Origin of the sequence: Streptomyces sp. NPDC088785 (assembly GCF_044750685.1) — a bacterium.
In the GTDB taxonomy this organism is placed as follows: domain Bacteria; phylum Actinomycetota; class Actinomycetes; order Streptomycetales; family Streptomycetaceae; genus Streptomyces.
On record NZ_JBIVKH010000021.1, the window covers coordinates 26475 to 49001 of the forward strand.

Below are 22527 nucleotides of genomic sequence, written 5' to 3' on the forward strand. Positions count from 1 at the left end.
GGGTACGGCGACACTCCTCCTCTGCCCAGACTCAAGCCCGCTTCCGGACCGGTGTGCACGTGCGCTCCGCCGCGTTCAGGGGAGCATGCACGAGCCGCCGACCGTCTGGCAATGGTTGCTGCCCCGTACAGGCGGTTTGCGCACCCTTGTGGACCACTCGGCGGCCGGATCCAGTGACCGGTACGCACACCACGCGTTGAACTCCCGACCGTCACGACCCAGGGAGCACCAAGGAGCACCTCGTGCCCGGACCGTCCACCGCGCACCGGACCGCCGGCTCGCGCCGGAGCATCCCGGCCCCCGCCCGCGCGCCGGAGGCACACACCCGGCCGACCCCGCACACCCGTGACACGCCCCCCGCGGGGACCGACGGAGCGGGGGACGTCGTCCGCTGGGCCGCGTTCAGCTGCGTCCTGGTGCCCCTCGTCCTCGTCGGCTACGGCACCTCGGCAGCCGGCGCCGCCGGGTCCGCGCTGGGCCTCGCCGCGATCACCGCCGCCTGCCGGCTGCTGCTGCGCCGCTCCGAACGCGGAGCCGCACAGTTGCACACTGAACAATGCTGCACGCATCGTGGGAGGCACGGCCGGACGGGTCAGGGGGCGCACAGGGGCGGGCACCGCGCCGGGCAGAGTACGCCGGTGGACTGACGCCTTTCAGCACACCACTCCGTACATTTTCAGCCAACTTCAGCCGCACAGGCTTTCCTTGCTCATCAGCGCTTCCAACCCCCGTTCCACCAGGGCTGAAAGGGCCGCAAAACCCCCGTGCACCCTACGGGGACCGGCCACTGAGTTGAGGCGCACTTCCCTGCAACGCCCGCGAGTGCGACGCTTCGTGATCGACTGCTTCACGCCAAGTTGCCATGTCGACAATGTGCCAGGTCTTTAACTGGTCACGGGGGCGGCCGCAGACGCAGTAGATTCGATCATGACTGGTCGAGATTTTGGCGGCGGGGGACTTCAGCAGGACCGAGGGGAAACGTGCAGGAGCGAACAGCCCGTCAAAGTATTGAGGGAGCCGCGATCACCGAGGGGGGCTTAGCAGGATGAGCCACGACTCCACCACCGCGCCGGAGGTGGCGGCTCGCAAGCTGTCGGGGCGCCGGCGACGCGAGATCGTCGCGGTGCTGCTGTTCAGCGGCGGACCCATCTTCGAGAGTTCCATACCGCTCTCCGTGTTCGGAATCGACCGTCAGGACGCGGGAGTTCCTCGCTACCGGTTGCTGGTGTGCGCCGGCGAAGAGGGCCCCCTGCGGACCACGGGGGGACTTGAACTCACCGCGCCGCACGGCCTGGAGGCGATCTCCCGCGCGGGCACGGTCGTCGTACCGGCCTGGCGGTCGATCACCTCACCGCCTCCCGAGGAGGCACTGGACGCGATCCGTCGCGCCCACGAGGAGGGCGCGCGCATCGTCGGCCTGTGCACGGGGGCGTTCGTGCTCGCCGCGGCCGGCCTGCTCGACGGCCGACCGGCCACCACGCACTGGATGTACGCGCCGACGCTGGCCAAGCGCTATCCGTCGGTCCACGTGGACCCGCGCGAGCTGTTCGTGGACGACGGTGACGTGCTGACCAGCGCGGGCACCGCGGCCGGTATCGACCTGTGCCTGCACATCGTGCGCACCGACCACGGCAACGAGGCGGCCGGCGCGCTTGCCCGCCGCCTGGTGGTCCCGCCGCGCCGCAGCGGCGGCCAGGAGCGCTACCTCGACCGGTCGCTGCCGGAGGAGATCGGCGCCGATCCGCTGGCCGAGGTCGTCGCCTGGGCGCTGGAGCATTTACACGAACAGTTCGACGTGGAGACGCTGGCCGCCCGCGCCTACATGAGCCGCCGCACCTTCGACCGCCGCTTCCGGTCGCTGACGGGGTCCGCCCCGCTCCAGTGGCTGATCACGCAGCGGGTCCTCCAGGCGCAGCGGCTGCTGGAGACCTCCGACTACTCCGTGGACGAGGTCGCGGGGCGCTGCGGATTCCGCTCCCCCGTCGCGCTGCGCGGCCACTTCCGGCGGCAGCTCGGCTCGTCCCCGGCCGCGTACCGGGCGGCCTACCGGGCGCGCCGACCCCAGTCGGGCGACGCGGGGGCGAACGGCAGGGCGGCCGACAAGCCGCCGGTCGACCTCGCCGCCGTGGCGGGCGAGCCGGGCCCGGGCGCCGTGCCGAGCCAGTCCCGGCGGACGGCCGCGGCCACCTCCGGCCTGGGCGCCCACGCGGCGTCACTGCCGACGGGGCACGGCGGGCACGCGGCGCACTCCGGGCACCTGGAGAGCGGCAGACCGCAGTCCGACGCGTTCGCGCCGGGGCGCGCCAGCCTGCCCGGGCCGCGGGCGCCCCAGTGACGCCGCACAGGAGCTGACGCCCGTCGTCTGCCAGCGAGAAGGTCTGACCCGTAGGGTTGGCGCATGAACGATCGCATGGTGTGGATCGACTGCGAGATGACCGGTCTCTCGCTGGCGAACGACGCGCTCATCGAGGTGGCCGCACTGGTCACCGACTCGGAGCTGAACGTACTCGGTGAAGGGGTGGACATCGTGATCCGCCCCCCGGACGAGGCCTTGGAGCACATGCCCGAGGTGGTGCGGCAGATGCACACCGCCTCGGGCCTCCTCGACGAGCTGGCGGGCGGCACGACGCTGGCCGACGCCGAGGAGCAGGTCCTGGCGTACGTACGTGAACACGTCAAGGACGCGGGCAAGGCCCCGCTCTGCGGGAACTCGGTCGGCACCGACCGGGGATTCCTGCTGCGGGACATGCCGACGCTGGAGGAGTACCTCCACTACCGGATCGTCGATGTGTCCTCGGTCAAGGAACTGGCCCGCCGCTGGTACCCGAGGGCGTACTTCAACAGTCCGGACAAGAACGGCAACCACCGGGCCCTCGCCGACATCCGCGAATCCATCGCGGAGCTGCGCTACTACCGCGAGGCGATCTTCGTCCCGCAGCCCGGACCCGACTCCGACACCGCGAAGACGATCGCGGCGAAGCACGTCCTGCCTGCGGAGTAACCGCTTCCAGGCCCGTCCGTACGGGGTCCGGCCCGCTTCGGGAAAAGGGGTGCGCGAGCACCCCTTCGGACCCTGTACACTTTTTCTCGGCCGGTCGGAAGAGCGACAGAAGACCGGACATGGTGGGTGTAGCTCAGTTGGTAGAGCACCTGGTTGTGGTCCAGGTGGCCGCGGGTTCAAGTCCCGTCACTCACCCTGAATGATCAAGGCCCGACCTGCGAAAGCAGGCCGGGCCTTGATCGTTTCCCGGCTCTTGGGAACACTGCGGGAACAACACCCCTCCCCGGCGTCCCTTTCGGCACGTATCTTCCCTGCATGGCGAGCATCGTTGAGCGCCCCAAGAAGTCGGGCGAGATCACGTACCAGGTGAAGTGGCGCGAGGACGGCGCCTGGCAGACCGAGAACTTCGCCGGCGACGAGGGCGCGGACCAGGCCGCCCAGTTCAAGAAGCTGGTCGAGGCGCACGGGAACCGATGGCCGCACGGCTGGACCAAGGGGCACGGGTTCGTCGCACCCGAGGAGCACCCCAACGATCACCTGCTCGGCGACTGGGCGCACCGGTACGTCGATGGTCTGAACACGGTGGATCCCCGGACCAAGCACGACTACAAGCGGGACATCGAGAACCACTTCCTGGCACTGTCCGGCGGATCATGCGACCTTCCGACCCGTCGCTCGTTGGTCGGGTCATGGGTCGGGGGGATCTGACGAATCGTGAATGGTTGCTGCTGGAGCCGCATCTACCGCCTTCGGGTGGCCGAGGCGGCCGGTGGAACGACCACCGCACGGTGCTCAACGGGATCTTGTTCCGAATCCGCACGGGTGTCCCGTGGCGTGACCTGCCCGAACGCTACGGCTCCTGGAAGACTGCCTACGAGCGGCATCGTCGCTGGTCGGCGGACGGTACTTGGGACCGGTTCCTGCAAGCGGTCCAGGCCGACGCCGACTTTGCCGGGCGGATCGACTGGGGCATGGTCGGTGTCGACTCGACGTCCTGTCGGGCCCACCAGCACGCGGCCGGCGCCCGCAAGGCCAGGCCGAGGGTCCCGAAAAAAGGACGACGCCCCGGCACCACCGCCCTGATGAGGGACTCGGTCGGTCCCGGGGCGGTCTGACCTGCAAGATCCACCTTGCCGGTGAGGGCGGCTGCCGTCCCATGGCTCTTCTGGTCACTCCAGGTCAGTGGGGTGACGCCCCACAGATGACCGAGGTTCTGGACCGAATCCGGGTTCCCCGCCCGCTGGGCGGACGACCCCGGACCCGGCCCGATCATGTCAGTGGAGACAAGGCTTACAGCTCCCGCCGTAATCGCCGCTACCTGCGAAGGCGCCGCATCAAGCACACGATCCCTGAACCGAAGGACCAGCAGGCCAACCGCCGACGCAGAGGCAGCACAGGCGGCAGACCTGTCGGCTTCGATCGCGAGCGTTACCAGCGACGAAACGAGATCGAGAGGACCATCAACCGGCTCAAGAACTGCCGTGCCGTCGCCACCCGTTACGACAAGAGGGCCTACGTCTTCCACGGCACTGTTACGGCCGCAGCGATCCGACTCTGGCTTCGGCCCTGAGCGGGCTCACCGTCTCTGAGTCGACGCCTGGGGAAACGGCAGCAGCGTGGCAGCCAAGACAACGGGTTCGACGCCCACGCTTCACGATTGCGGCACGATCTTCCAGGCGGCAACCGCCACAACTGCGAGCCAGAACCCAGCTCACTGCCAACCATGGCCGCTTGACCAGCAGCCCCCTGGGGAGTAATCATCCAAAATTCGCCGGACAGTGCCTAGAGCACCGTCGTCGTTACGAGGGTCCGGAACTCAGCGACCGCACCTTTCCAGTCGGATGCGACGGCGTCCTCCAGAGGGAGACCACGGCCAAGGTCCTCCGCCGCGCTCAGCACAGCGGTAACAACCTCCAGGACCGTCGCCCGAGCGACAACTCCACCCTTACCGGCGACGGACAGGCCATTCTTGGTTCGTCGCACCACAAGGTTGAACGAGGTGTCAATGCCAATGAAGCTGTGTACGCGGGCGTTGCTCTGGAGAAAGCTGCGCAGGCTGTCCATCAACAGGACAACCGAGGGGTAGATCATCATGCCCTGATCGGGGACGTGCCCGGCTGAGTCGGCCATGCCGAGGTCCCCACTGACGACCATGTCGCCCAGATCGAACCCGCTCGCGTCACCCTGATCCGGCCGCACGGTGAACTGCACAGTGATCACGGTATGTAGACCTTTCCTGCCAGACAAAGATGATGCCGCGGTCTCATAGCTCTTTTGTGTTTCAGCCCCGACGCCCTGGGTTCTGTCCGGGTTGGTACTCGTCGCCGTAGAGATACTGGGCGTGCTCCGTCAGAGTGCTGCGCATGGCCCGGGAGCAACGCCGCCATGATCCGCCGGACAGAACCTAGGCGCCCTCGAGGCGGCGGTCTCAGTCCCCAGACCCTGGACAGACGCGCAGAACGGCCCCCATCGCTCAAGCGATGGGGGCCGATTCGTCATGCCCGCTCGGCCAGCTCCCGCGCGGCAGCGAGCGCCGCATCCCACGGGTACGCCTTCGGCTTGCCCGACCCCGCGGGGTTCGGCACGAACCCACCCTCGCCGTACAGCACCGTGATGCCCTGCTCGCGCAGCTCGGAGATGCTCCGGTCCAGGGCTCGGTGCTGGGCGTAGGCCGCGTTCACGCACGGCATCGCGACGGTGGGGATCCCCTTGCCGATCGCTTCGGCTACGACGCCGACGACGAACGAACTCGTGATGCCGCACGCCCACGAGTTGATGGAGTTGAAGGTGGCCGGCGCGAACAGGATCACGTCCGCCTTGGGCCAGGCGTCATCCTCGCCGGGGAGCTTGTACTCGCTGCGCACCGAGTGGCCGGTCAGCTCCGCCAAGTCGTCGAGGCTGTCACCGAGCCAGCGGGCCGCGGTCGGCGTCAACCCGAGGCAGACGCCCCACCCTTCGGCCTGAGCGGTCTCGATGACCTTGGCGACGTCGAACACCGGGGGCGCGGCCGAGGCGAACAGGTACAGGGTCCGTGTGGTCATGTCTCATACGACCCCGACTGGTTGACCTCACGCAACCGCCCCCGATCCGGATGGAACGGGGGCGATCGCCAGTCCAGCGCCACGAAGCGCGGGTACCGTTCCAAGTGGTGAGCCAGGAACGGAGTTCCAGTATGCCCGGACACGACCACGCAGGGGCCCGGATCGCAGAGCAGCGCAAGCTTGCTGGGTACACGCAGCGCGGGTTCTCCCTGATCATTCCGTACTCGTACAGCCTGCTCCACCAGGTGGAGAGCGGGCACAAGGTAGCTACGGGGGATTTCATTTCGGCGTGTGCCAGGGCACTGCACATCGACGTCACAGCCCTGACAGGACAGCCGTACATGACCGAGCTGCAACAGGATCGCCTCGCCGAGCTGATCCGCCCGATCCGTGAGTCCCTCGACCTCTACGACCTCGGCGCCGATCCCGACCTCGTTCTACGCCCGACGCCCGAACTGATCACCGGCGCGGACGAGTTGTGTCAGCGAGTCCGCGCTACCCAACTGAACGCAGCAGCCGAGACGCTGCCACGGCTGGTAGCCGAGCTCACCACAGCCGTACACCGCCGCCCGTCCACCGAGCTGTGGCGCGCGCTCGCATCCACCTATCGCACCGCTCACGACGTGTCGGTCAAGCTCGGCTTTTTCGACCTGTCGACGATCGCGCTCGACCGCATGGACTGGGCAGCACAGCGGGCATCTGATCCGGTGCTGGCCGCCGTACGCCAGTACATGCGCGGCCTGGTGTACTTCCGCGAGGGCGAGCACACCATCGGGCTGCGCCTCGTCGCCGCCGGCCACAACGTCCTCGGCCAGGTCGACCAGAGCACAGAGTCCCTCGCCGTTGCCGGTCAACTCCACCTCGGCGCAACCGTCATCGCCGCCCGGGCCCGCGATGGCGCCACGGTGCAGCGGCATCTGAAGGAGGCGAAGCGGATCGCCAAGCAAACCGGCGATGCCTCCGAGATTCACTGGCTGTCCTTTGGCCCGGCGAACGTCGCGATCCATGAGGTGTCCGCGCTGGGAGAGCTGCGCGAGTACGGGCGCGCCGTCGAGAAGGCGCGCAAGGTACGGCTGCCCAAGACCTGGGCGGTATCGCGGAAGGCTCACTTCTACATCGACCGGGCCCGCTCCGAGATGGAGATCGGGCGTAGCGACGCCGCCCTGCGATCCCTCGTCAAGGCGCGCGAGGTGGCCCCCCAGCAGACCCGGTATCACCCTGCCGCCCGCGAGACGATCCAGGGACTGGTGGCCCACCAGCGCCGCACACCCGACACGCTCGGGCACATGGCCGCCTGGGTCGGACTGTAGGTGTCACGCCCAGACCACCGAGTGTCACTGAAGAGTGACAACTAAGCCCCTTGGCATTCGTCACGCTGTCCTCACAGCCCGATCAACGGCGACGGCAAGGGGCCAACTGTGAAGACCGGAACGCAGGGCAGATCGATTACCGCGTGGCTGGCGCGAGAGCATCCCGTGCCTGCGCAGGCGACCGCCGAGTGGGACAACCACGGTGTCGCGATGCTCCCCATGGGCGGGCGCCTCGCCGCGATCCGCCTGCCCGGCGACCTCGTCCACCTCGCGCTCGACAGCAGCGACCGCGAGCAGATCGCAGCCACGCTCGCCGAGCTGCTCGAGGGCCCGGCCATCCACGACACCTACAGCGGCTCTTACTACGCGCTCATCGCGTGGCGCGACGAGCTCGTCTGGCGCCATGAGACCACCGCGCCGTGTCTCGCTACCGGCCACTACGTCGGCATCCCGCGCATCGACCGCACGACGCCGCCTGGACCGCACTGGGTTGTGGCACCCCGCCGCGACGAGGACCTGTGCGACCTCACCGCCGTCGCCGCCCTCGTCAGCGCCGGCCGCCAGCGGATGCCGCAGGACTAGGCCCCCGCAGTACCTGGCGCCCTGACGCCAGCGCACGAACTGCCGAGGTGGCCATGCCCCCGCCTGCCCTCGAACTCACCGCCGAGCAGTACGCCGGCCGAGCCTGCTGCTGGTGCGGTGCTCCACTTCTGCATGGCGCCGTCAGCGCAGGTATCGCCCGCGGTCAGATTGGCTGTCACGTCCTCGACCTCGAGGTGTTCGCCTGCCAGATGTGCGCGCCGAGGAAGGGACGGCGACAGCGACGGTGACCAGCTCCCTCCGTTGCTGGCGATGCCAGCGGCCGATCACGTCACGTCAAGAGAGTGAACGTCAAGTGGTCCACGTCGGCTCAGGCGGCGGGCGACCTGTCGATGTTCACGCCAAGTGCCCCGCTCGCCCCGATGCCCGCGCCTCGTCTGAAGACGGCGAAGCCACGGCACCGCAAAACCCCGTCGACAGCGCACCACGGGGTCCATAGACGCCCGCTACCGGACGGTGAGGTCCCCGGCAGCGGGTCCCCATGAAGCACCCACACCTCAACCCACAAGGAACCACGCACTCCTCATCTGGGAGGAACAGTGACCATCGCGGTAGAGCAACCCATCAAGGCCCGTACCCGCGATCCGCAGGAGATCCTCAACGCGGTCGCCCCGCACATCACCGAACTCACCGCCAACGTCTTCGACTCCGACATGACGCTGTGGGACCGCGAGATCGCGCTCCTGCTCCGGGACCACACCATGGTCCGCGACATGGCCGAACGAATCCTCGGCAACGGAATCATGTACGTCATGGGCAGCATCGAGAACCCCGACGTCCACCTCGGGGTCGGCAAGCTCGTCGACATCGGCGTGCACCAGCTCATCCTCGACACGCCCGTGTGGTGGGCCATCTGCCGGCTCTACAACGGCGGCCGCTACAAGCACCACGCTCCGTTCATCCAGCGCCGCTCGGACGGCTTGTGCCTGCGCACCGGTGACTTCCTCAAGTCCCGGGGCTGGGCCATCGACGAGGAGCTGTGGGCCATCGACGGCGCCAACTGCTCCCCGTGCGACAACAAGGTCCCCGACAGCCACTGACCCGCTACAGTCGCCCCGCTCTCGCCCGCGCGGCGAGGGCGGGGCCCGCAATCCGACCACCCGAGGAACCGCCGTGCCTGTACCCCACGACATCGCCGCCGAGACCGCCCTGTGGAACACCTACGCCGAGTCCGCGTTCAAGGACGACGCCGAACCCACCTTCTGCTGGACCCAGTACGCCGGCCACGGCCCCGGCCCCGAGCTCCTCGGCAACCCGGCCTCCGTCCTGGAGATCGGATGCGGCACCGGCCGCGCCCTCGCGCACCTCGCCCTGTCCGGCGTGAAGGCACGGGGCATCGATCTCTCTCCGGTCATGGTCCAGAAGACCACCGAGAAATGGGCGCACACTGGGGCCGAGTTCCTGTGCGGCGAGGTCCTCGACATCCTCCGCGACGACACCCAGAGCTACGGCGCCGTGCTCAGCATCTTCGGAGCGGCCTGGTTCACCGACCCCTCCCGCCTGTTCCCCCTCGTCCGCGAACACCTCGCCCCGGGCGGACGGTTCGTGTTCGCCCAGCCGCCGGCCATCCCAGGCGCCTACGGACCGCAAGGCATGTACAAGGGCGGGTTCGCAGGGAAAGCCCAGTTCACCTATCGCTACAGCTACAAGCCATCGGTGTGGGAACGACACCTGCTGCGCGCCGGGTTCACCACGGCTACCGCTCAGGTACTGGACGCCCCCACCCCCGGACACATCGGCACCCTGCTCGTGACCGCAGAGGCTTAGCGCACGTCGGCTCGAGCACGTCGCTCCCTCAACAACTCCGCCCGTCGGAGTCCAGACTCCCACCGCTTTCCTCCCCCGGGTCTGGCGGTGGGACGCTCGGCCCGCCTGTGCCTGAGCACGGGCGGGCCGACGCACACCTACGCCCCGGCGTCGCCAGCGGACGGCCTGCTTCCCTGCGCCTCAGCTCACGTGTTCAGAGTTTGCGAAGAGCCTGTACGAATAGAGCACATGTTCGAGTGAATCCACGTTCGGGCCCTTGCCACCGGCATAGCCGCCAAAAAGGATGGCACCACCACCCACCCAGACTGGCCGCACTCATAGCTCCCCAGGCGTGAGCCCGCGGCCGGCAGCGCCCCCGCCACCCCATCCGGGCCGGGGGCGCTGTTACGTGCCCGATGAAGCAGCTCAACTGCTCAGAAATCCCTCAAGTCACGTTTCATGCACTTCTGTTGGGCACACAACAGGACCATGAAACCGGACTGGGGCACCGTGCCCGCATGGGCCAGCGCGATCCTGACGGGCGGATCACTACTGCTCGGCTTCTACATTCTGCTGCGCGACCGCAGGAAGGAGGAGCGTGCCGGAGCAAGCAGGTTGGTGTTCTCCACACGCCTCGACCGGCAGGGCAACTTCCATGTCAAAGCCACCAACCTGTCCGACCAGCCGTTCCTACTGGTCGAGATGGTCGATGGGATATGGCAGACGAGCCCAGCCCCCGACGAGTCCGATCCACTGAACGACCCGTCCCTGCAGCCAGGCGAAACCAGAATCTTCACGCACCTCAAGTCCGACCCCCCTGCCAAACTCGGCGTCACCATTCAGGACGCGGACGGCATGTACTGGCTCAAGATCCTTCACACCAGGCGCCTCGTCCGGCTGTCCGGCACCATGCACCACGCGGGAGCCCACTTGGAACGCCACCAGATCGGGATGCACCGGACCGACGGGCACGCGCCTGGCTACGACCGCGTTGAGGGCGGGATCATCATCGGGGGGTGGACGCTCGCTCGCATGATCTTGGCCATTGTGAGGCACGACCGTCGGATGCACAGGCGCAGGATGCGCCGCCGCAAGTAGCAACTATCCCTCGGTTAGGGCAATCTGCACTCACCTCTCAGCGTGCGCGGCACACTCGTACCCGTCGTGTTCCCGCGGGAACACTGAGCGGCATCGAGGCCCACTCAACGACACCGGGCGACATCGAACCGCACCCATTTGTCCAAGTTCCCGCCATCCCTGCAGGTCAAAAGTGGGTAACAAAACAGGTTCAAGTCCCGTCACTCACCCTGAATGATCAAGGCCCGGTCCGCGCAAGCGGACCGGGCCTTGATCGTTTCCGGGGTGCGGGCGGCGGGCGCCCCGCCCCCGCACCCGCTCCCTACGACGAGCCGCGGACCACCAGCTCCGTCGGCAGGACCAGGTGCCGCTCCGCCCCCCGCCGGGTCGAGGAGCGCTTGCCGTCGGCGGCCAGGGCTATCTCGTCGAGGAGGAGCATCGTCATCGCCCGGCCCATGTCGCGGGTGGGCTGGCGGACGCTGGTCAGGCCCGGCTCCATGTGGCGGGCGATCACCGAGTCGTCGAAGCCGACCAGGGCCACGTCGTCGGGGATGCGCCGGCCGGCCTCGCGCAGGACCTGGCGGGCGCCCGAGGCCATCAGGTCGGAGCAGGCGAAGACCGCGTCCAGGCCGGGGCTGCGCTCCAGTAGCTCGGCCATGCAGCGGCGGCCGCCCTCCTCGGTGAAGTCTCCGTACGCCACCAGCTTCTCGTCGTACGCGAGGTCGTCCTCGGCGAGCTGGGCCTCGTAGCCGGCGAGGCGGCGCTGGGCTCCGTAGACGTCCAGCGGGCCGGTGATGATGCCGACCGAGCGGCGCCCGCGCGAGACCAGGTGGCGCACGGCCGAGCGGGCGCCCGCGTGGTTGTCGGTGTCGACCGAGGGCAGCGGCTCGTCGGCGGAGCGCGGACCGCTGATCACCGTGGGGATGTCCATCTGGAGGAGACGGTCGGCGAGCGGGTCGTCGGAGTGGACGGAGACCAGGAGGACGCCGTCGACGCGGTGCGCGGCGAGGTAGGAGGCCAGCCGGTCCTGTTCGCGCTCGCCCCGGGCGAAGGTGAGCAGCAGCTGGAGGTTGGACTCCGCCAGCGCCATGCCGACACCGCCGACCATGCCGGAGAAGTACGGCTCGGAGAAGAACCGGGACTCGGCCTCGGGGACGACCACCGCTATGGAGTCCGTGCGGTTGGCGGCGAGCGCGCGGGCCGCGGTGTTCGGCACGTAGCCGAGCTCGGCGACCGCCTCCTCGACCGCGGCGCGCGTGCGGTCGCTGACCCGCGGCGATCCGTTGATCACCCGGGAGACCGTGCCCCGGCCCACGCCTGCCCGGGCCGCGACCTCCTCAAGGGTCGGACGCCTGCCGTGAGTGCCGCGAGCCGCCATGACTCCTACCTCCCCAAGTCTTCTGCGGAATCTAACAGCCCTATAACCGCCGCCACTTGTCGCTGCCCGGTGTCTTGACACCCCCGGGCCGAGCGACGACCCTTCAACACATCACGGATGGGAGCGCTCCCACCTTAGTGGACGTATACAGAAGCCGCACGTTCCCCGACCGAGCCGCACGTGAACGCACGGGTCCAGCATGGCAGTTGGCCGGGATCAGTACAGAAGAGCAATTGAGCACTTTGGAGGACGCAATGCGCACGACTGCCCGTACGTCCCGCCGGGCGATGACCTTCGCGGTCGCCGCCACTCTGGCGACAGGACTGCTTGCCGGATGTGCCGCCGACGACGGCGACTCCGGCAGCGGGTCGAGCGGTGGCTCCGGCGGCGGGGGCAAGACGACCCTGACGATCGGCACGTTCGGCACCTTCGGTTACAAGCAGGCCGGGCTCTACGACGAGTACATGAAGCTCCACAAGGACATCACGGTCAAGGAGAACGTCACCACCCGCACCGACGTCTACTGGCCCAAGACGCTCACCCGTCTCCAGGCCGGCTCCGGCACCGACGACGTGCAGGCCATCGAGGTCGGCAACATCACCGAGGCCGTGCAGACCCAGGCCGACAAGTTCGTCGACCTCGGCAAGGAGGTCGACAAGTCGCAGTGGCTGGACTGGAAGAACGCCCAGGCCACCACCAAGGACGGCAAGCAGATCGCGCTCGGCACCGACATCGGCCCGATGGCCATCTGCTACCGCAAGGACCTGTTCGAGAAGGCCGGTCTGGAGACGGACCGCACCAAGCTCGCCGCGTCCTGGAACGGCAGCTGGGACAAGTACGTCGCCCTGGGCAAGCAGTACATGAAGAAGGCGCCGAGCGGCACCAAGTACGTGGACTCGGCCTCCTCCGTCTACAACGCGGCCATCGGCGGTGAGAAGGAGCGCTACTACGACAAGGACGGCAACGTCATCTGGGACAAGTCCTCGGGCGTGAAGAACTCCTGGAACGCCGCGATGACCGTCGCGACCAGCGACATGTCGGCCAAGCTGAAGCAGTTCGACAAGCCGTGGGACCAGGGCTTCGCCAACGGCACCTTCGCCACGGTGGCCTGCCCCGCGTGGATGCTCGGCTACATCCAGACCAAGGCCGGCGCGGCCGGCGAGGGCAAGTGGGACGTGGCGGCGGCGCCGACCGCGGCCAACTGGGGCGGCTCGTTCATCGGCGTGCCGACCGCGGGCAAGCACCAGAAGGAGGCCATCGCCTTCGCGAAGTGGCTGACCGCGCCCGCGCAGCAGGCGAAGGTCTTCGGTGAGCAGGCCAGCTTCCCGTCCACGCCGTCGGCGTACGCGAGCCTGAAGCCCGAGGCGAAGACCACCAAGTACTTCTCGGACGCCCCGCTGACCCAGATCTTCTCCGACTCGGCGAAGACCATCCCGGTCCAGGTCTTCGGCGTCAAGGACCAGCCGATCGGCACCGCGATCACCGACACCGGCATCCTCCAGGTGGAGCAGAAGGGCAAGTCGCCGGCGCAGGGCTGGGACGCGGCCACCAAGGAAGTCAAGGACGTGCTCGGCCAGTGACCAGCTCCGAACAGGCACTCGCGCAGTCCGCGCCGAGCGCCGACGCCGCGCCCGACCCCTCCCGGGGGTCGGGCGCGGCCCGGGGCGCTCAGGGTCGCGGTACGCCCGACCACGGCGACTCCTGGCGCCGCCGGCTGTACCGCTGGGACATGAAGGCGTCCCCCTACGCGTTCATCGCTCCGTTCTTCGTCATCTTCGGTGCCTTCTCGCTGGTGCCGCTGCTGTACACCGCCTGGTACTCGCTGCACAACGTGCAGCTGTCCTCGCTGGACACCCAGACCTGGGCGGGTCTGGACAACTACACCAACCTGTTCCAGTCGGACTTCTTCTGGAACGCGCTGAAGAACACCTTCAGCATCGGTGTGCTCGCCACCGTGCCGCAGCTGATCGCGGCCATCTGGCTCGCCCACATGCTGAACTACCGGCTGCGCGGCTCGACCGTGTGGCGCGTCGTGATGCTGACGCCCTACGCGACCTCGGTGGCGGCGGCGACGCTCGTCTTCGTGCTGCTGTTCTCGCCGGACACCGGCATGGTCAACTGGGTGCTCGACCTGATCGGCATGGATCCGGTCAACTGGCGTGAGTCCGACTGGGGTTCGCAGTTCGCCGTGTCGTCGATCGTCATCTGGCGGTGGACGGGGTACAACGCGCTGATCTACCTCGCCGCGATGCAGGCCATCCCGGCCGACCTGTACGAGTCGGCGGCGCTCGACGGGGCGAACCGGTGGCAGCAGTTCCGGCACGTGACCATCCCGATGCTGCGGCCGACCATCCTGTTCACGGTGGTCGTCTCCACCATCGGGGCGACCCAGCTCTTCGGCGAGCCGCTCCTGTTCGGCGGCGTCAGCGGCACCAAGGGCGGCTCCGAGCACCAGTACCAGACGCTCGGCCTGTACATGTACGACCAGGGCTGGATCGTCGGCAACCTCGGCAAGGCGTCCGCCATCGCCTGGTCCATGTTCCTGATCCTGTTGGTCATCGCCGCGATCAACCTGTTGATCACCCGACGGCTGAGGAAGTCCCAATGAGCACGATCAGTGATGTGACCCCGGCGCCCGCGGCCCTGCCCGCGCCGGTGCCGCCGGGACCGAAGCGGCGGATCCTGGGCGCGGGCAAGCAGCTGCACGCGGGGCCCGTGACCTATGTGGTGCTCGCGCTGTTCGCCGTGGTCTCGCTGGCCCCGCTGGTGTGGACGGCGGTCGCGGCCTCGCGCACCAACACCCGGCTCGCGCAGACGCCGCCGCCGTTCTGGTTCGGCGGGAACCTGTTCAAGAACCTCCAGACCGCCTGGGAACAGGCCGCCATGGGCACCGCGATGCTCAACTCGGTGATCGTGGCGTCGACCATCACCGTCGGCACCGTCCTGTTCTCCACGCTCGCCGGGTTCGCCTTCGCCAAGCTGAAGTTCCGCTTCTCCTCGACGCTGCTGCTCATGACCATCGGCACGATGATGATTCCGCCGCAACTGGCCGTCGTCCCGCTGTACTTGTGGATGAGCGACCTGGGCTGGGCCAACCAGCTCCAGACGGTGATCCTGCCGACGCTGGTCAGCGCCTTCGGTACGTTCTTCATGCGGCAGTACCTCGTGCAGGCGCTGCCGACCGAGCTGATCGAGGCCGCGCGGGTGGACGGCGCGAGCAGCCTGCGGGTCGTGTGGCACGTGGTCTTCCCCGCGGCCCGGCCGGCGATGGCCGTGCTGGGGCTGCTGACCTTCGTCATGGCCTGGAACGACTTCCTGTGGCCGATCATCGCCCTGAACCAGGAGAACCCCACGGTCCAGGTCGCCCTCAACTCGCTGGGCACCGGCTACATCCCCGACGACTCCGTGATCATGGCCGGCGCGCTGCTGGGCACCCTGCCGCTGCTCATCGCGTTCCTGCTGTTCGGCAAGCAGATCGTGGGCGGCATCATGCAGGGCGCGGTCAAGGGATAGCGGGGGCCGCCTCCCCGTCCGCCGCGCCCGCCCCGTCCGCCCCGTTCCGGCCGCGGGCGGGTGCGGCTCCCGCCGTGGGCGCGCGAAGCGGCCACCGGCCCGCGCCCGCCCCTCCCCCCCGACCTCCTCTCACCCCTATGGGAGCGCTCCTATGACGACCACCAACAACATCGGCACCGCCACCACCACGGCCCCCACGGCGGTGACCCGCTTCCCCCCGGGGTTCCTGTGGGGGTCCGCCACCGCCTCGTACCAGATCGAGGGCGCCGTCCGCGAGGACGGCCGCACCCCGTCGATCTGGGACACCTTCAGCCACACCCCCGGCAAGGTGCTGAACGGGGACACCGGCGACATCGCCGTGGACCACTACCACCGCTGGCGCGACGACGTCCGGCTGATGGCGGACCTGGGCCTGACCGCGTACCGCTTCTCCGTGGCCTGGCCGCGGGTGCAGCCGACCGGGCGCGGGCCGGCCGTGCAGCGCGGGCTCGACTTCTACCGGCACCTGGTCGACGAGCTGCTCGCGCACGGCATCAAGCCGGTCGCCACGCTGTACCACTGGGACCTGCCGCAGGAGCTGGAGAACGCCGGCGGCTGGCCCGTGCGGGACACCGCGTACCGGTTCGCGGAGTACGCGTCGCTCGTCGGCGAGGCGCTCGGCGACCGGGTCGAGCAGTGGGTGACGCTCAACGAGCCGTGGTGCAGCGCCTTCCTCGGCTACGGCTCGGGCGTGCACGCGCCGGGCCGCACCGACGGGGCCGCCGCCCTGCGCGCCGCCCACCACCTGAACCTCGGCCACGGGCTGGCCACGCAGGCGCTGCGCGGCATCCTGCCCGGCCGCGCGAGCATCGGCCTCAGCCTCAACCCGAGCGTGGTCAGGCCGCTCACCGACGCCCCGGCGGACCTGGACGCCCAGCGCCGGATCGACGCGCTCGCCAACCGGGTCTTCACCGGACCGCTGCTGACGGGCGCCTATCCCGAGGACCTGCTCGCCGACACCGCGCGGCTCACGGACTGGTCGTTCGTGCAGGAGGGGGACACCGGGACCATCCACCAGCCGCTGGACTTCATCGGCCTGAACTACTACACGCCGGCCATCGTCTCGGGCCCGCGCGCGGAGCGGACCGGCGCCCGGCTCGACGGCCACGGCGCCAGCGACCACTCCCCCTGGCCGGGCTCGGACGACGTCGAGTTCCACCACGTGAACGAGGACGTCACGGCGATGGGCTGGCCGGTGGACCCGACCGGCCTGAGCGACCTGCTCCTCGACTACACCGCGCAGGCGCCCGGGGTCCCCCTCTACGTGACGGAGAACGGGGCCGCGTACGACGACGTGGTCGTGGACGGAGCGGTGCACGACCCGGAGCGGGTCCGCTACCTGCACGCCCACCTCGGCGCCGTGCACGACGCGATCGCCCGGGGCGCGGACGTCCGCGGCTACTTCCTCTGGTCGCTGCTGGACAACTTCGAGTGGGCGTACGGGTACAGCAAGCGGTTCGGCGCGGTCTACGTCGACTACGAGACGCAGCAGCGCATCCCGAAGTCGAGCGCGACCTGGTACGCCGGGGTCGCGCGCGCGGGCGGGCTGCCCGCGCGGGACTGACCCGGGGCCGGTGCGGGGCCGGTACGCCGAACGCCACTCACGTGGCGGAGCGGCGTACCGGCCCTTATTTTTCGGCTATGTCCGTTAACTCACACATGTCCGTCCACGAGAGCCGCTGAGTCGCCATGGGGGTACTCAAGGACCACCCGGAACTCGTCCTGTTCGCGAGCCTCGCGCTCGGCTACCTCGTCGGGAAACTGCGCGTCGGTCCGCTCACCCTGGGCGGCATCTGCGGCACCCTGATCGTCTCGCTGCTGCTCGGCGCCTGGACCAAGGCGCAGGTCTCCGACGACGTGAAGACGGTGTTCTTCGCGCTGTTCATCTTCGCGCTCGGCTACATGGCCGGGCCGCAGTTCTTCCGGAACCTCAACAGGAAGTCGCTGCGCTTCTTCGTCCTGTGCGGCATCGAGCTGGTCTGCGTCCTCGGCATCGCCCTCGGCCTGGCCAAGTGGTTCGACCTGGACGTCGGCACCGCCTCCGGCATCCTGGCGGGCGCGGCCACCGAGTCGGCCGTGGTCGGTACGGCGACCGAGGCCATCGGCAAGCTCGGCGACCTGACCGCCGCGCAGGTCACCGAGTACCAGGGCAACGTCGCCACCGCGTACACGGTCTGCTATCTGTTCGGCCTGATCACGATCGTGCTCTACACGAGCCAGATCATGCCGATGATGATGCGCATCAACCTGCGCGACGCCGCCCGCGACCTGTGGGAGCGCACGCGCAGCACCGGCAGCCTGGAGCCGGACGAGCGCCCGGCGCTGCCGGGCATGGTGGGCCGCACCTATCTGGTGACGACCGCCGACGGCCGCACCATCGGCGACCTCCAGGCGCACCTCGGCGAGCGGGTCACGGTCGAGTCGGTCAAGCGCGGCAGCAAGATCCTCACCAGCTCGCCGGAGCTCGAACTCACCCTTTCGGACCTGGTGCTCCTGGTCGGCCGGCGGGCCAACGTGATCGAGGCCGGCCGGATGATCGGCCCCGAGACGCCGGGCGTGCCCGGACTCGACTCGCCGCTCGCCAGCCGCGAGGTCTCGGTCACCGACAAGGCGCTCGACGGCAGGACGGTCGACGAGTTGCAGCGGGCCAACCCCGAGTTCCTCGACGACGGCGTCTACGTCACCGACATCACCCGCGGCGACACCGACATCCCGGCCAACGGCGACACGGTGCTGCACCGCGGCGACGTGCTCACCCTGGTCGGCGCCCGCTCGGGCCTGAACAAGCTGGTCGCCAAGATCGGCTCGGTGGTCAAGAACGACGCCACCGACTTCATCTACCTGGGCCTCGGCATCGCCGCCGGTTCGCTGCTCGGGCAGATCGTGGTCAAGTTCGGCGACGTGCCGCTGTCGCTCGGCACGGGCGGCGGCTGCCTGGTCTCCGGGCTGCTCTTCGGCTGGTTCCGCTCGCGGTCGCAGACCTTCGGCGCCTTCCCGCCGCAGGCCGCGTCCACGATCAAGGACATGGGGCTCGCCGTCTTCATCGCCTGTACGGGCCTGGTGTCCGGGCCGCAGGCCTGGCCGCTGCTGAAGGAGTACGGGGCGCTGCTGCCGTTCGCCGGGATCGCGATGGTGCTGATCCCCGCCACGATCTCGCTGATCGTCGGCCGACGGCTGCTGAAGATCGAGAAGCCGCTGCTGATCGGCGCCATCGCCGGACAGCAGTGCTCGACACCCGCGATCACCGCCGTCACCCAGGTGGCGCAGTCGTCGGTGCCGCTGCTCGGCTACACGATCACCTACGCCCTCTCCAACTTCCTGCTCCCGCTGACGGGCCCCGTCCTCGTCGGCGTACTCGGACACTGAGAGGCGAGGCGTGATCGACTTCCTCAACCGGAACATCTTCCAGCCCCACCCCGAACTCCTGGTCTTCATCACCGTGGCGATCGGCTTCCTCTTCGGGAAGATCCGCTACAAGGCGATCGCGCTCGGCGCCGTCACCGGCTGTCTGGTGGCGGGGCTGCTGCTCGGCGCCCAGTTCAAGATCACCATCGACGGGACCGTGAAGAACCTGTTCTTCACGATGTTCCTGTTCGCCCTCGGCTACAAGGTCGGCCCGCAGTTCTTCCGCGGCCTGAAGAAGGACGGCCTGCCGCAGGTCGTCAACGCCATCGTCGTCTGCGTCACCGGCCTGCTGGTCTGCTGGGGCTTCGCCGCCCTGCTCGGCTACGGACCCGGGCTCAGCGCCGGCCTGCTCGGCGGGGCCCTCACCCAGTCCGCCGTGATCGGTGTCGCGCAGGACGCCATCGGAAACCTGCCGGGGCTGTCGTCGGCCCAGGTCAAGAGCGAGAGCAACCTCGTCGCCATCGGGTACGCGGTCACGTACCCCCTCGGCACGATCCTGTGCGCGATGCTGCTCGCCAACGTCCTGCCGAAGCTGTACCGCAAGGACCTGGCGGCCGAGTCGGCGGCGCTGGCCAAGGAGCTGGACGCGCCGGAGGACAACCCGGACCTCGCCGAGGGCTACTACGAGGTCGTGCTGCGGGCCTACACGATCCAGCGCCCGGACGTCGTCGGCCGCACCATCGACGACTTCGAGCAGCAGCAACAGCAGCTCGGCCACCGCATCTACATCACGCGGGTGCGCCGGGACGGGCAGATCCTCGACCACGACCAGCGCACGGTGCTGCGCGAGGGCGACATCGTGGCGCTCAGCGCGCTGCGCGGCTCGCTCGTCGACTACGACGCCCGCACCCACATCGGCGGCGAGACCGACGACGTCGAACTGCTCGGCTACCAGACCGAGACGCTGCACGTCGTCGCCTCGGAGAAGGCGCAGCTCGGCAGGACGGTCGCCGACCTGCGCAAGGAGCCGTTCATGGTCGGCGTCTACATCGACAGGATCTACCGCTCCGGCGCCGACTTCCCCTACCGCCTCACCTCGAAGATCGAGCGCGGCGACACCCTGGTCCTGACCGGGCCCAAGCGCCTGGTCGACCCGGCGGGCGCGGCGATCGGCAAGCCGGTCCCGACGTCCTTCGCGACGGACATGATCTGGGTCGGCCTCGGCATCTTCCTCGGCGGCTGCATCGGCATCCCGGCGCTGACCGCGGGCGGCGTCCCGATCTCGCTGTCCACCTCGGGCGGCGCGCTGATCATGGGCCTGGTCTTCGGCTGGATCCGCGGCAAGTACCCGACCTACGGCAACGTGCCGCCCGGCGCGCAGTGGTTCATGGACACGCTCGGCCTGTGCCTGTTCGTCGCGGTCGTCGGCATCAACGCGGGCCCGAGCTTCACCTCCGGCCTGTCGACGGCGGGCTGGGGTCTGCTGATCTTCGGTGCGGTGGCGACCGTGATCCCGCTGATCGTCGGGTTCCTGGTCGGCCACTACATCCAGAAGATCCGCTTCCCGATCCTGATGGGCGTCCTCGCGGGCGGCCAGACCACCACGGCGGCCATCGGCGCCATCAACGAGTCGTCCAGATCCCAGGTGCCGACGCTCGGCTACACGATCCCCTACGCCGTCGGGAACGTGCTGCTGACCATCTGGGGCGCCGTGATCGTCCTCCTCCACCACTGAGCACCGCAAGGAAGCAGAGGCCCATGCCGAAGACGAACCTGACCCGCGAGCAGATCAAGAGCTACGCCCAGCTCTCCCCCTTCGAGCTGAAGAACATCTTCATCGACCTGGCCAAGGAGGCGCAGGCCGACCAGCCCGGGCAGAAGGGCAAGTCGAGCGTTCAGATGCTCAACGCGGGCCGGGGCAACCCCAACTGGGCCGCGACCGGCCCCCGCGAGGCCTTCTACGCGCTGGGCTACTTCGCGCTGGAGGAGTCGCGCCGGGTGTGGACGGCCGACAACCTCGGCGGCATGCCGGAGGAGAAGGGCAGTTACGAGCGCTTCGACACGTTCGTGCGCCGCCACCCCGACCTGCCCGGCATCGAGATGCTCGCCCAGTGCGTGCAGATGGGCCTGCAACGCTTCGGGTTCGACAAGGACGCCTTCGTGCACGAGCTGACCGACAGCTCGATCGGCGACAACTACCCGGTGCCGGACCGGATCCTGCACCACACGCAGGAGATCGTGCGCGGCTACATCGCCGACGAGATGTTCGCGAAGAAGCCGCCGGCCGGTGACATCTCGTACTTCGCGACCGAGGGCGGCACGGCCGCCATGTGCTACATCTTCGACTCGCTCATGAAGAACGGGATCCTGCACAAGGGCGACAAGATCGCGCTGATGGTGCCGGTCTTCACGCCCTACATCGAGATCCCGGAGCTGGACACCTACGAGTTCGACGTCACGTACGTCGAGGCCAGCATGTTCGCCGAGGCGGGCGTGCGCGAGTGGCGCTACCCGACCGAGGAGGTCGCCAAGCTGGAGGACCCGGAGATCAAGCTGGTCTGCCTGGTCAACCCCTCCAACCCGCCCTCCCTCGCCCTGTCGCAGCGCGTCGCGAACCAGATCAAGGACATCGTCGCGACGAAGAACCCGAACCTGCTGATCGTCACCGACGACGTGTACGGCACGTTCGTGGAGGGCTTCCGCTCGATCGCCGCGGACCTGCCGCGCAACACGCTGCTCGTGTACTCGTACTCGAAGCACTACGGCTGCACCGGCTGGCGGCTCGGCGTCATCGGACTGCACGACGACAACGTGATCGACGAGATGATCGCGGGGCTCCCGGCGGCGGAGAAGGAGCGGCTGAACAAGCGGTACGGGACGCTCACCCTGGAACCCGAGAAGATCAGGTTCATCGACCGGCTCGTCGCCGACTCCCGTCAGGTGGCGCTCAACCACACGGCGGGCCTGTCGCTCCCCCAGCAGGTCATGCTCGGCCTCTTCTCGCTCTTCGACATGCTGGAGGAGGGCCAGGCGTACAAGGAGCGGATCCGCGCGATCGTCCAGCAGCGCCTCGAACTCCTCCTGGAGGGCGCCCGGATGAAGGTCGCCGAGGACCCGCACCGCGCCGGGTACTACATCGAGCTTGACCTGATGGCGCAGGCCGAGCTGGAGCACGGCGAGGAGTTCGCGGCCTTCCTCAAGGAGGAGTTCGAGCCCGTCGACCCGCTGTTCCGCCTCGCCCAGCAGACCGGCGTGGTGCTCCTGAACGGCGGCGGGTTCGAGGGCCCGGAGTGGTCGGTGCGCGTCTCGCTCGCCAACCTCGACGACCTGGACTACCTGAAGATCGGTCACCACCTGCGGGCGATCTTCGACGGGTACGCGGCCGAGTGGCGGGCAACGCAGGGCTGACGCCGGTCGGCCCCGGCCGGGTGGGGGGCTCCGCAGAGCGCCGGCCGGGGCCGCGACCCCCGTATTCCA

At 68.8% G+C, this 22527-nt stretch carries 19 protein-coding genes and 1 tRNA gene; 17 read left to right on the plus strand and 3 right to left on the minus strand.

Going from position 1 to position 22527, the window contains the following annotated elements; all coding sequences use genetic code 11:
• Window positions 1-1045 precede the first annotated feature (1045 nt).
• The 5 genes from ACIP5K_RS34295 (at window position 1046) to ACIP5K_RS34315 (ending at window position 4571) form a co-directional block, all read left to right on the plus strand.
• Window positions 1046-2335, plus strand: coding sequence for a helix-turn-helix domain-containing protein (locus ACIP5K_RS34295; protein ID WP_401416114.1), 1290 nt, complete (start codon window positions 1046-1048; stop codon window positions 2333-2335).
• Window positions 2336-2398: 63 nt separating this feature from the next.
• The gene (gene orn / locus ACIP5K_RS34300) at window positions 2399-3001 is read left to right on the plus strand and encodes an oligoribonuclease (RefSeq protein ID WP_401416116.1); all 603 of its coding nucleotides are present in this window, start codon (window positions 2399-2401) and stop codon (window positions 2999-3001) included.
• 122 nt (window positions 3002-3123) lie between these two features.
• Window positions 3124-3196 (plus strand) — tRNA-His (locus ACIP5K_RS34305).
• Window positions 3197-3316: 120 nt separating this feature from the next.
• Window positions 3317-3709: a hypothetical protein gene (locus ACIP5K_RS34310; RefSeq protein WP_401416118.1), complete on the plus strand. Its 393-nt coding sequence runs from the start codon at window positions 3317-3319 to the stop codon at window positions 3707-3709.
• Window positions 3691-4571, plus strand: a protein-coding gene (locus ACIP5K_RS34315; protein ID WP_401416194.1) for an IS5 family transposase whose coding sequence is annotated in 2 segments (ribosomal slippage) — window positions 3691-4051 and window positions 4051-4571 — 882 coding nt in all. Because the reading frame shifts where the segments join, the coding sequence is not laid out codon by codon here. The genes ACIP5K_RS34310 and ACIP5K_RS34315 overlap by 19 nt, the downstream gene beginning before the upstream one ends.
• A gap of 212 nt (window positions 4572-4783) precedes the next feature.
• On the opposite strand, the gene ACIP5K_RS34320 is transcribed toward ACIP5K_RS34315, so the two are convergent.
• Entirely contained in the window at window positions 4784-5221 is a 438-nt protein-coding gene (locus tag ACIP5K_RS34320) for a hypothetical protein (RefSeq protein ID WP_401416120.1), read from the minus strand.
• Window positions 5222-5496: 275 nt separating this feature from the next.
• Window positions 5497-6042: a flavoprotein gene (locus ACIP5K_RS34325; protein ID WP_401416123.1), complete on the minus strand. Its 546-nt coding sequence runs from the start codon at window positions 6040-6042 to the stop codon at window positions 5497-5499.
• Window positions 6043-6173: 131 nt separating this feature from the next.
• On the opposite strand from ACIP5K_RS34325, the gene ACIP5K_RS34330 reads away from it, so the two are divergent.
• From ACIP5K_RS34330 to ACIP5K_RS34350, 5 genes are all read left to right on the plus strand, one after another.
• Entirely contained in the window at window positions 6174-7352 is a 1179-nt protein-coding gene (locus tag ACIP5K_RS34330; RefSeq protein WP_401416125.1) for a helix-turn-helix domain-containing protein, read from the plus strand.
• Window positions 7353-7517: 165 nt separating this feature from the next.
• Entirely contained in the window at window positions 7518-7934 is a 417-nt protein-coding gene (locus ACIP5K_RS34335; RefSeq protein WP_401416128.1) for a hypothetical protein, read from the plus strand.
• A 557-nt stretch (window positions 7935-8491) separates the two neighbouring features.
• Window positions 8492-8992, plus strand: coding sequence for a hypothetical protein (locus tag ACIP5K_RS34340; RefSeq protein ID WP_401416130.1), 501 nt, complete (start codon window positions 8492-8494; stop codon window positions 8990-8992).
• 73 nt (window positions 8993-9065) lie between these two features.
• Complete coding sequence (locus ACIP5K_RS34345) at window positions 9066-9719, plus strand: class I SAM-dependent methyltransferase (RefSeq protein WP_401416132.1); 654 nt, start codon at window positions 9066-9068, stop codon at window positions 9717-9719.
• A 468-nt stretch (window positions 9720-10187) separates the two neighbouring features.
• Window positions 10188-10796 carry a hypothetical protein gene (locus tag ACIP5K_RS34350; protein WP_401416134.1) on the plus strand — a complete coding sequence of 203 codons (609 nt, stop codon included), beginning with the start codon at window positions 10188-10190 and terminating at the stop codon, window positions 10794-10796.
• 301 nt (window positions 10797-11097) lie between these two features.
• Here ACIP5K_RS34350 and ACIP5K_RS34355 read toward each other — a convergent pair whose 3' ends face one another.
• Window positions 11098-12153: a LacI family DNA-binding transcriptional regulator gene (locus tag ACIP5K_RS34355; RefSeq protein WP_401416136.1), complete on the minus strand. Its 1056-nt coding sequence runs from the start codon at window positions 12151-12153 to the stop codon at window positions 11098-11100.
• 254 nt (window positions 12154-12407) lie between these two features.
• Here ACIP5K_RS34355 and ACIP5K_RS34360 point away from each other — a divergent pair, with 254 nt between their 5' ends.
• The 7 genes from ACIP5K_RS34360 (at window position 12408) to ACIP5K_RS34390 (ending at window position 22458) form a co-directional block, all read left to right on the plus strand.
• Window positions 12408-13733, plus strand: a complete 1326-nt coding sequence (locus ACIP5K_RS34360; protein WP_401416138.1) for an ABC transporter substrate-binding protein — start codon at window positions 12408-12410, stop codon at window positions 13731-13733.
• Window positions 13730-14761, plus strand: coding sequence for a carbohydrate ABC transporter permease (locus ACIP5K_RS34365; protein ID WP_401416140.1), 1032 nt, complete (start codon window positions 13730-13732; stop codon window positions 14759-14761). Before ACIP5K_RS34360 ends, ACIP5K_RS34365 begins: the two co-directional genes overlap by 4 nt.
• Window positions 14758-15666: a carbohydrate ABC transporter permease gene (locus tag ACIP5K_RS34370; RefSeq protein ID WP_401416142.1), complete on the plus strand. Its 909-nt coding sequence runs from the start codon at window positions 14758-14760 to the stop codon at window positions 15664-15666. The genes ACIP5K_RS34365 and ACIP5K_RS34370 overlap by 4 nt, the downstream gene beginning before the upstream one ends.
• A 151-nt stretch (window positions 15667-15817) precedes the next feature.
• Window positions 15818-17269, plus strand: coding sequence for a GH1 family beta-glucosidase (locus ACIP5K_RS34375; protein WP_401416145.1), 1452 nt, complete (start codon window positions 15818-15820; stop codon window positions 17267-17269).
• A gap of 125 nt (window positions 17270-17394) precedes the next feature.
• Entirely contained in the window at window positions 17395-19071 is a 1677-nt protein-coding gene (gene aspT, locus ACIP5K_RS34380) for an aspartate-alanine antiporter (RefSeq protein ID WP_401416147.1), read from the plus strand.
• Window positions 19072-19081: 10 nt separating this feature from the next.
• The gene (gene aspT / locus ACIP5K_RS34385) at window positions 19082-20785 is read left to right on the plus strand and encodes an aspartate-alanine antiporter (protein ID WP_401416150.1); all 1704 of its coding nucleotides are present in this window, start codon (window positions 19082-19084) and stop codon (window positions 20783-20785) included.
• Window positions 20786-20808: 23 nt separating this feature from the next.
• Window positions 20809-22458: a bifunctional aspartate transaminase/aspartate 4-decarboxylase gene (locus ACIP5K_RS34390; RefSeq protein ID WP_401416152.1), complete on the plus strand. Its 1650-nt coding sequence runs from the start codon at window positions 20809-20811 to the stop codon at window positions 22456-22458.
• Window positions 22459-22527 lie beyond the last annotated feature (69 nt).

What these genes read in the sequence shown, in the direction of transcription:
- ACIP5K_RS34295 (WP_401416114.1), top strand. Translation starts at nt 1,046, where the DNA reads ATGAGCCACGACTCCACCACCGCGCCGGAGGTGGCGGCTCGCAAGCTG.
- orn (WP_401416116.1), top strand. Translation starts at nt 2,399, where the DNA reads ATGAACGATCGCATGGTGTGGATCGACTGCGAGATGACCGGTCTCTCG.
- ACIP5K_RS34310 (WP_401416118.1), top strand. Translation starts at nt 3,317, where the DNA reads ATGGCGAGCATCGTTGAGCGCCCCAAGAAGTCGGGCGAGATCACGTAC.
- ACIP5K_RS34325 (WP_401416123.1), bottom strand. Translation starts at nt 6,042, where the DNA reads ATGACCACACGGACCCTGTACCTGTTCGCCTCGGCCGCGCCCCCGGTG.
- ACIP5K_RS34330 (WP_401416125.1), top strand. Translation starts at nt 6,174, where the DNA reads ATGCCCGGACACGACCACGCAGGGGCCCGGATCGCAGAGCAGCGCAAG.
- ACIP5K_RS34350 (WP_401416134.1), top strand. Translation starts at nt 10,188, where the DNA reads ATGAAACCGGACTGGGGCACCGTGCCCGCATGGGCCAGCGCGATCCTG.
- ACIP5K_RS34355 (WP_401416136.1), bottom strand. Translation starts at nt 12,153, where the DNA reads ATGGCGGCTCGCGGCACTCACGGCAGGCGTCCGACCCTTGAGGAGGTC.
- ACIP5K_RS34360 (WP_401416138.1), top strand. Translation starts at nt 12,408, where the DNA reads ATGCGCACGACTGCCCGTACGTCCCGCCGGGCGATGACCTTCGCGGTC.
- ACIP5K_RS34370 (WP_401416142.1), top strand. Translation starts at nt 14,758, where the DNA reads ATGAGCACGATCAGTGATGTGACCCCGGCGCCCGCGGCCCTGCCCGCG.
- ACIP5K_RS34375 (WP_401416145.1), top strand. Translation starts at nt 15,818, where the DNA reads ATGACGACCACCAACAACATCGGCACCGCCACCACCACGGCCCCCACG.
- aspT (WP_401416147.1), top strand. Translation starts at nt 17,395, where the DNA reads ATGGGGGTACTCAAGGACCACCCGGAACTCGTCCTGTTCGCGAGCCTC.
- ACIP5K_RS34390 (WP_401416152.1), top strand. Translation starts at nt 20,809, where the DNA reads ATGCCGAAGACGAACCTGACCCGCGAGCAGATCAAGAGCTACGCCCAG.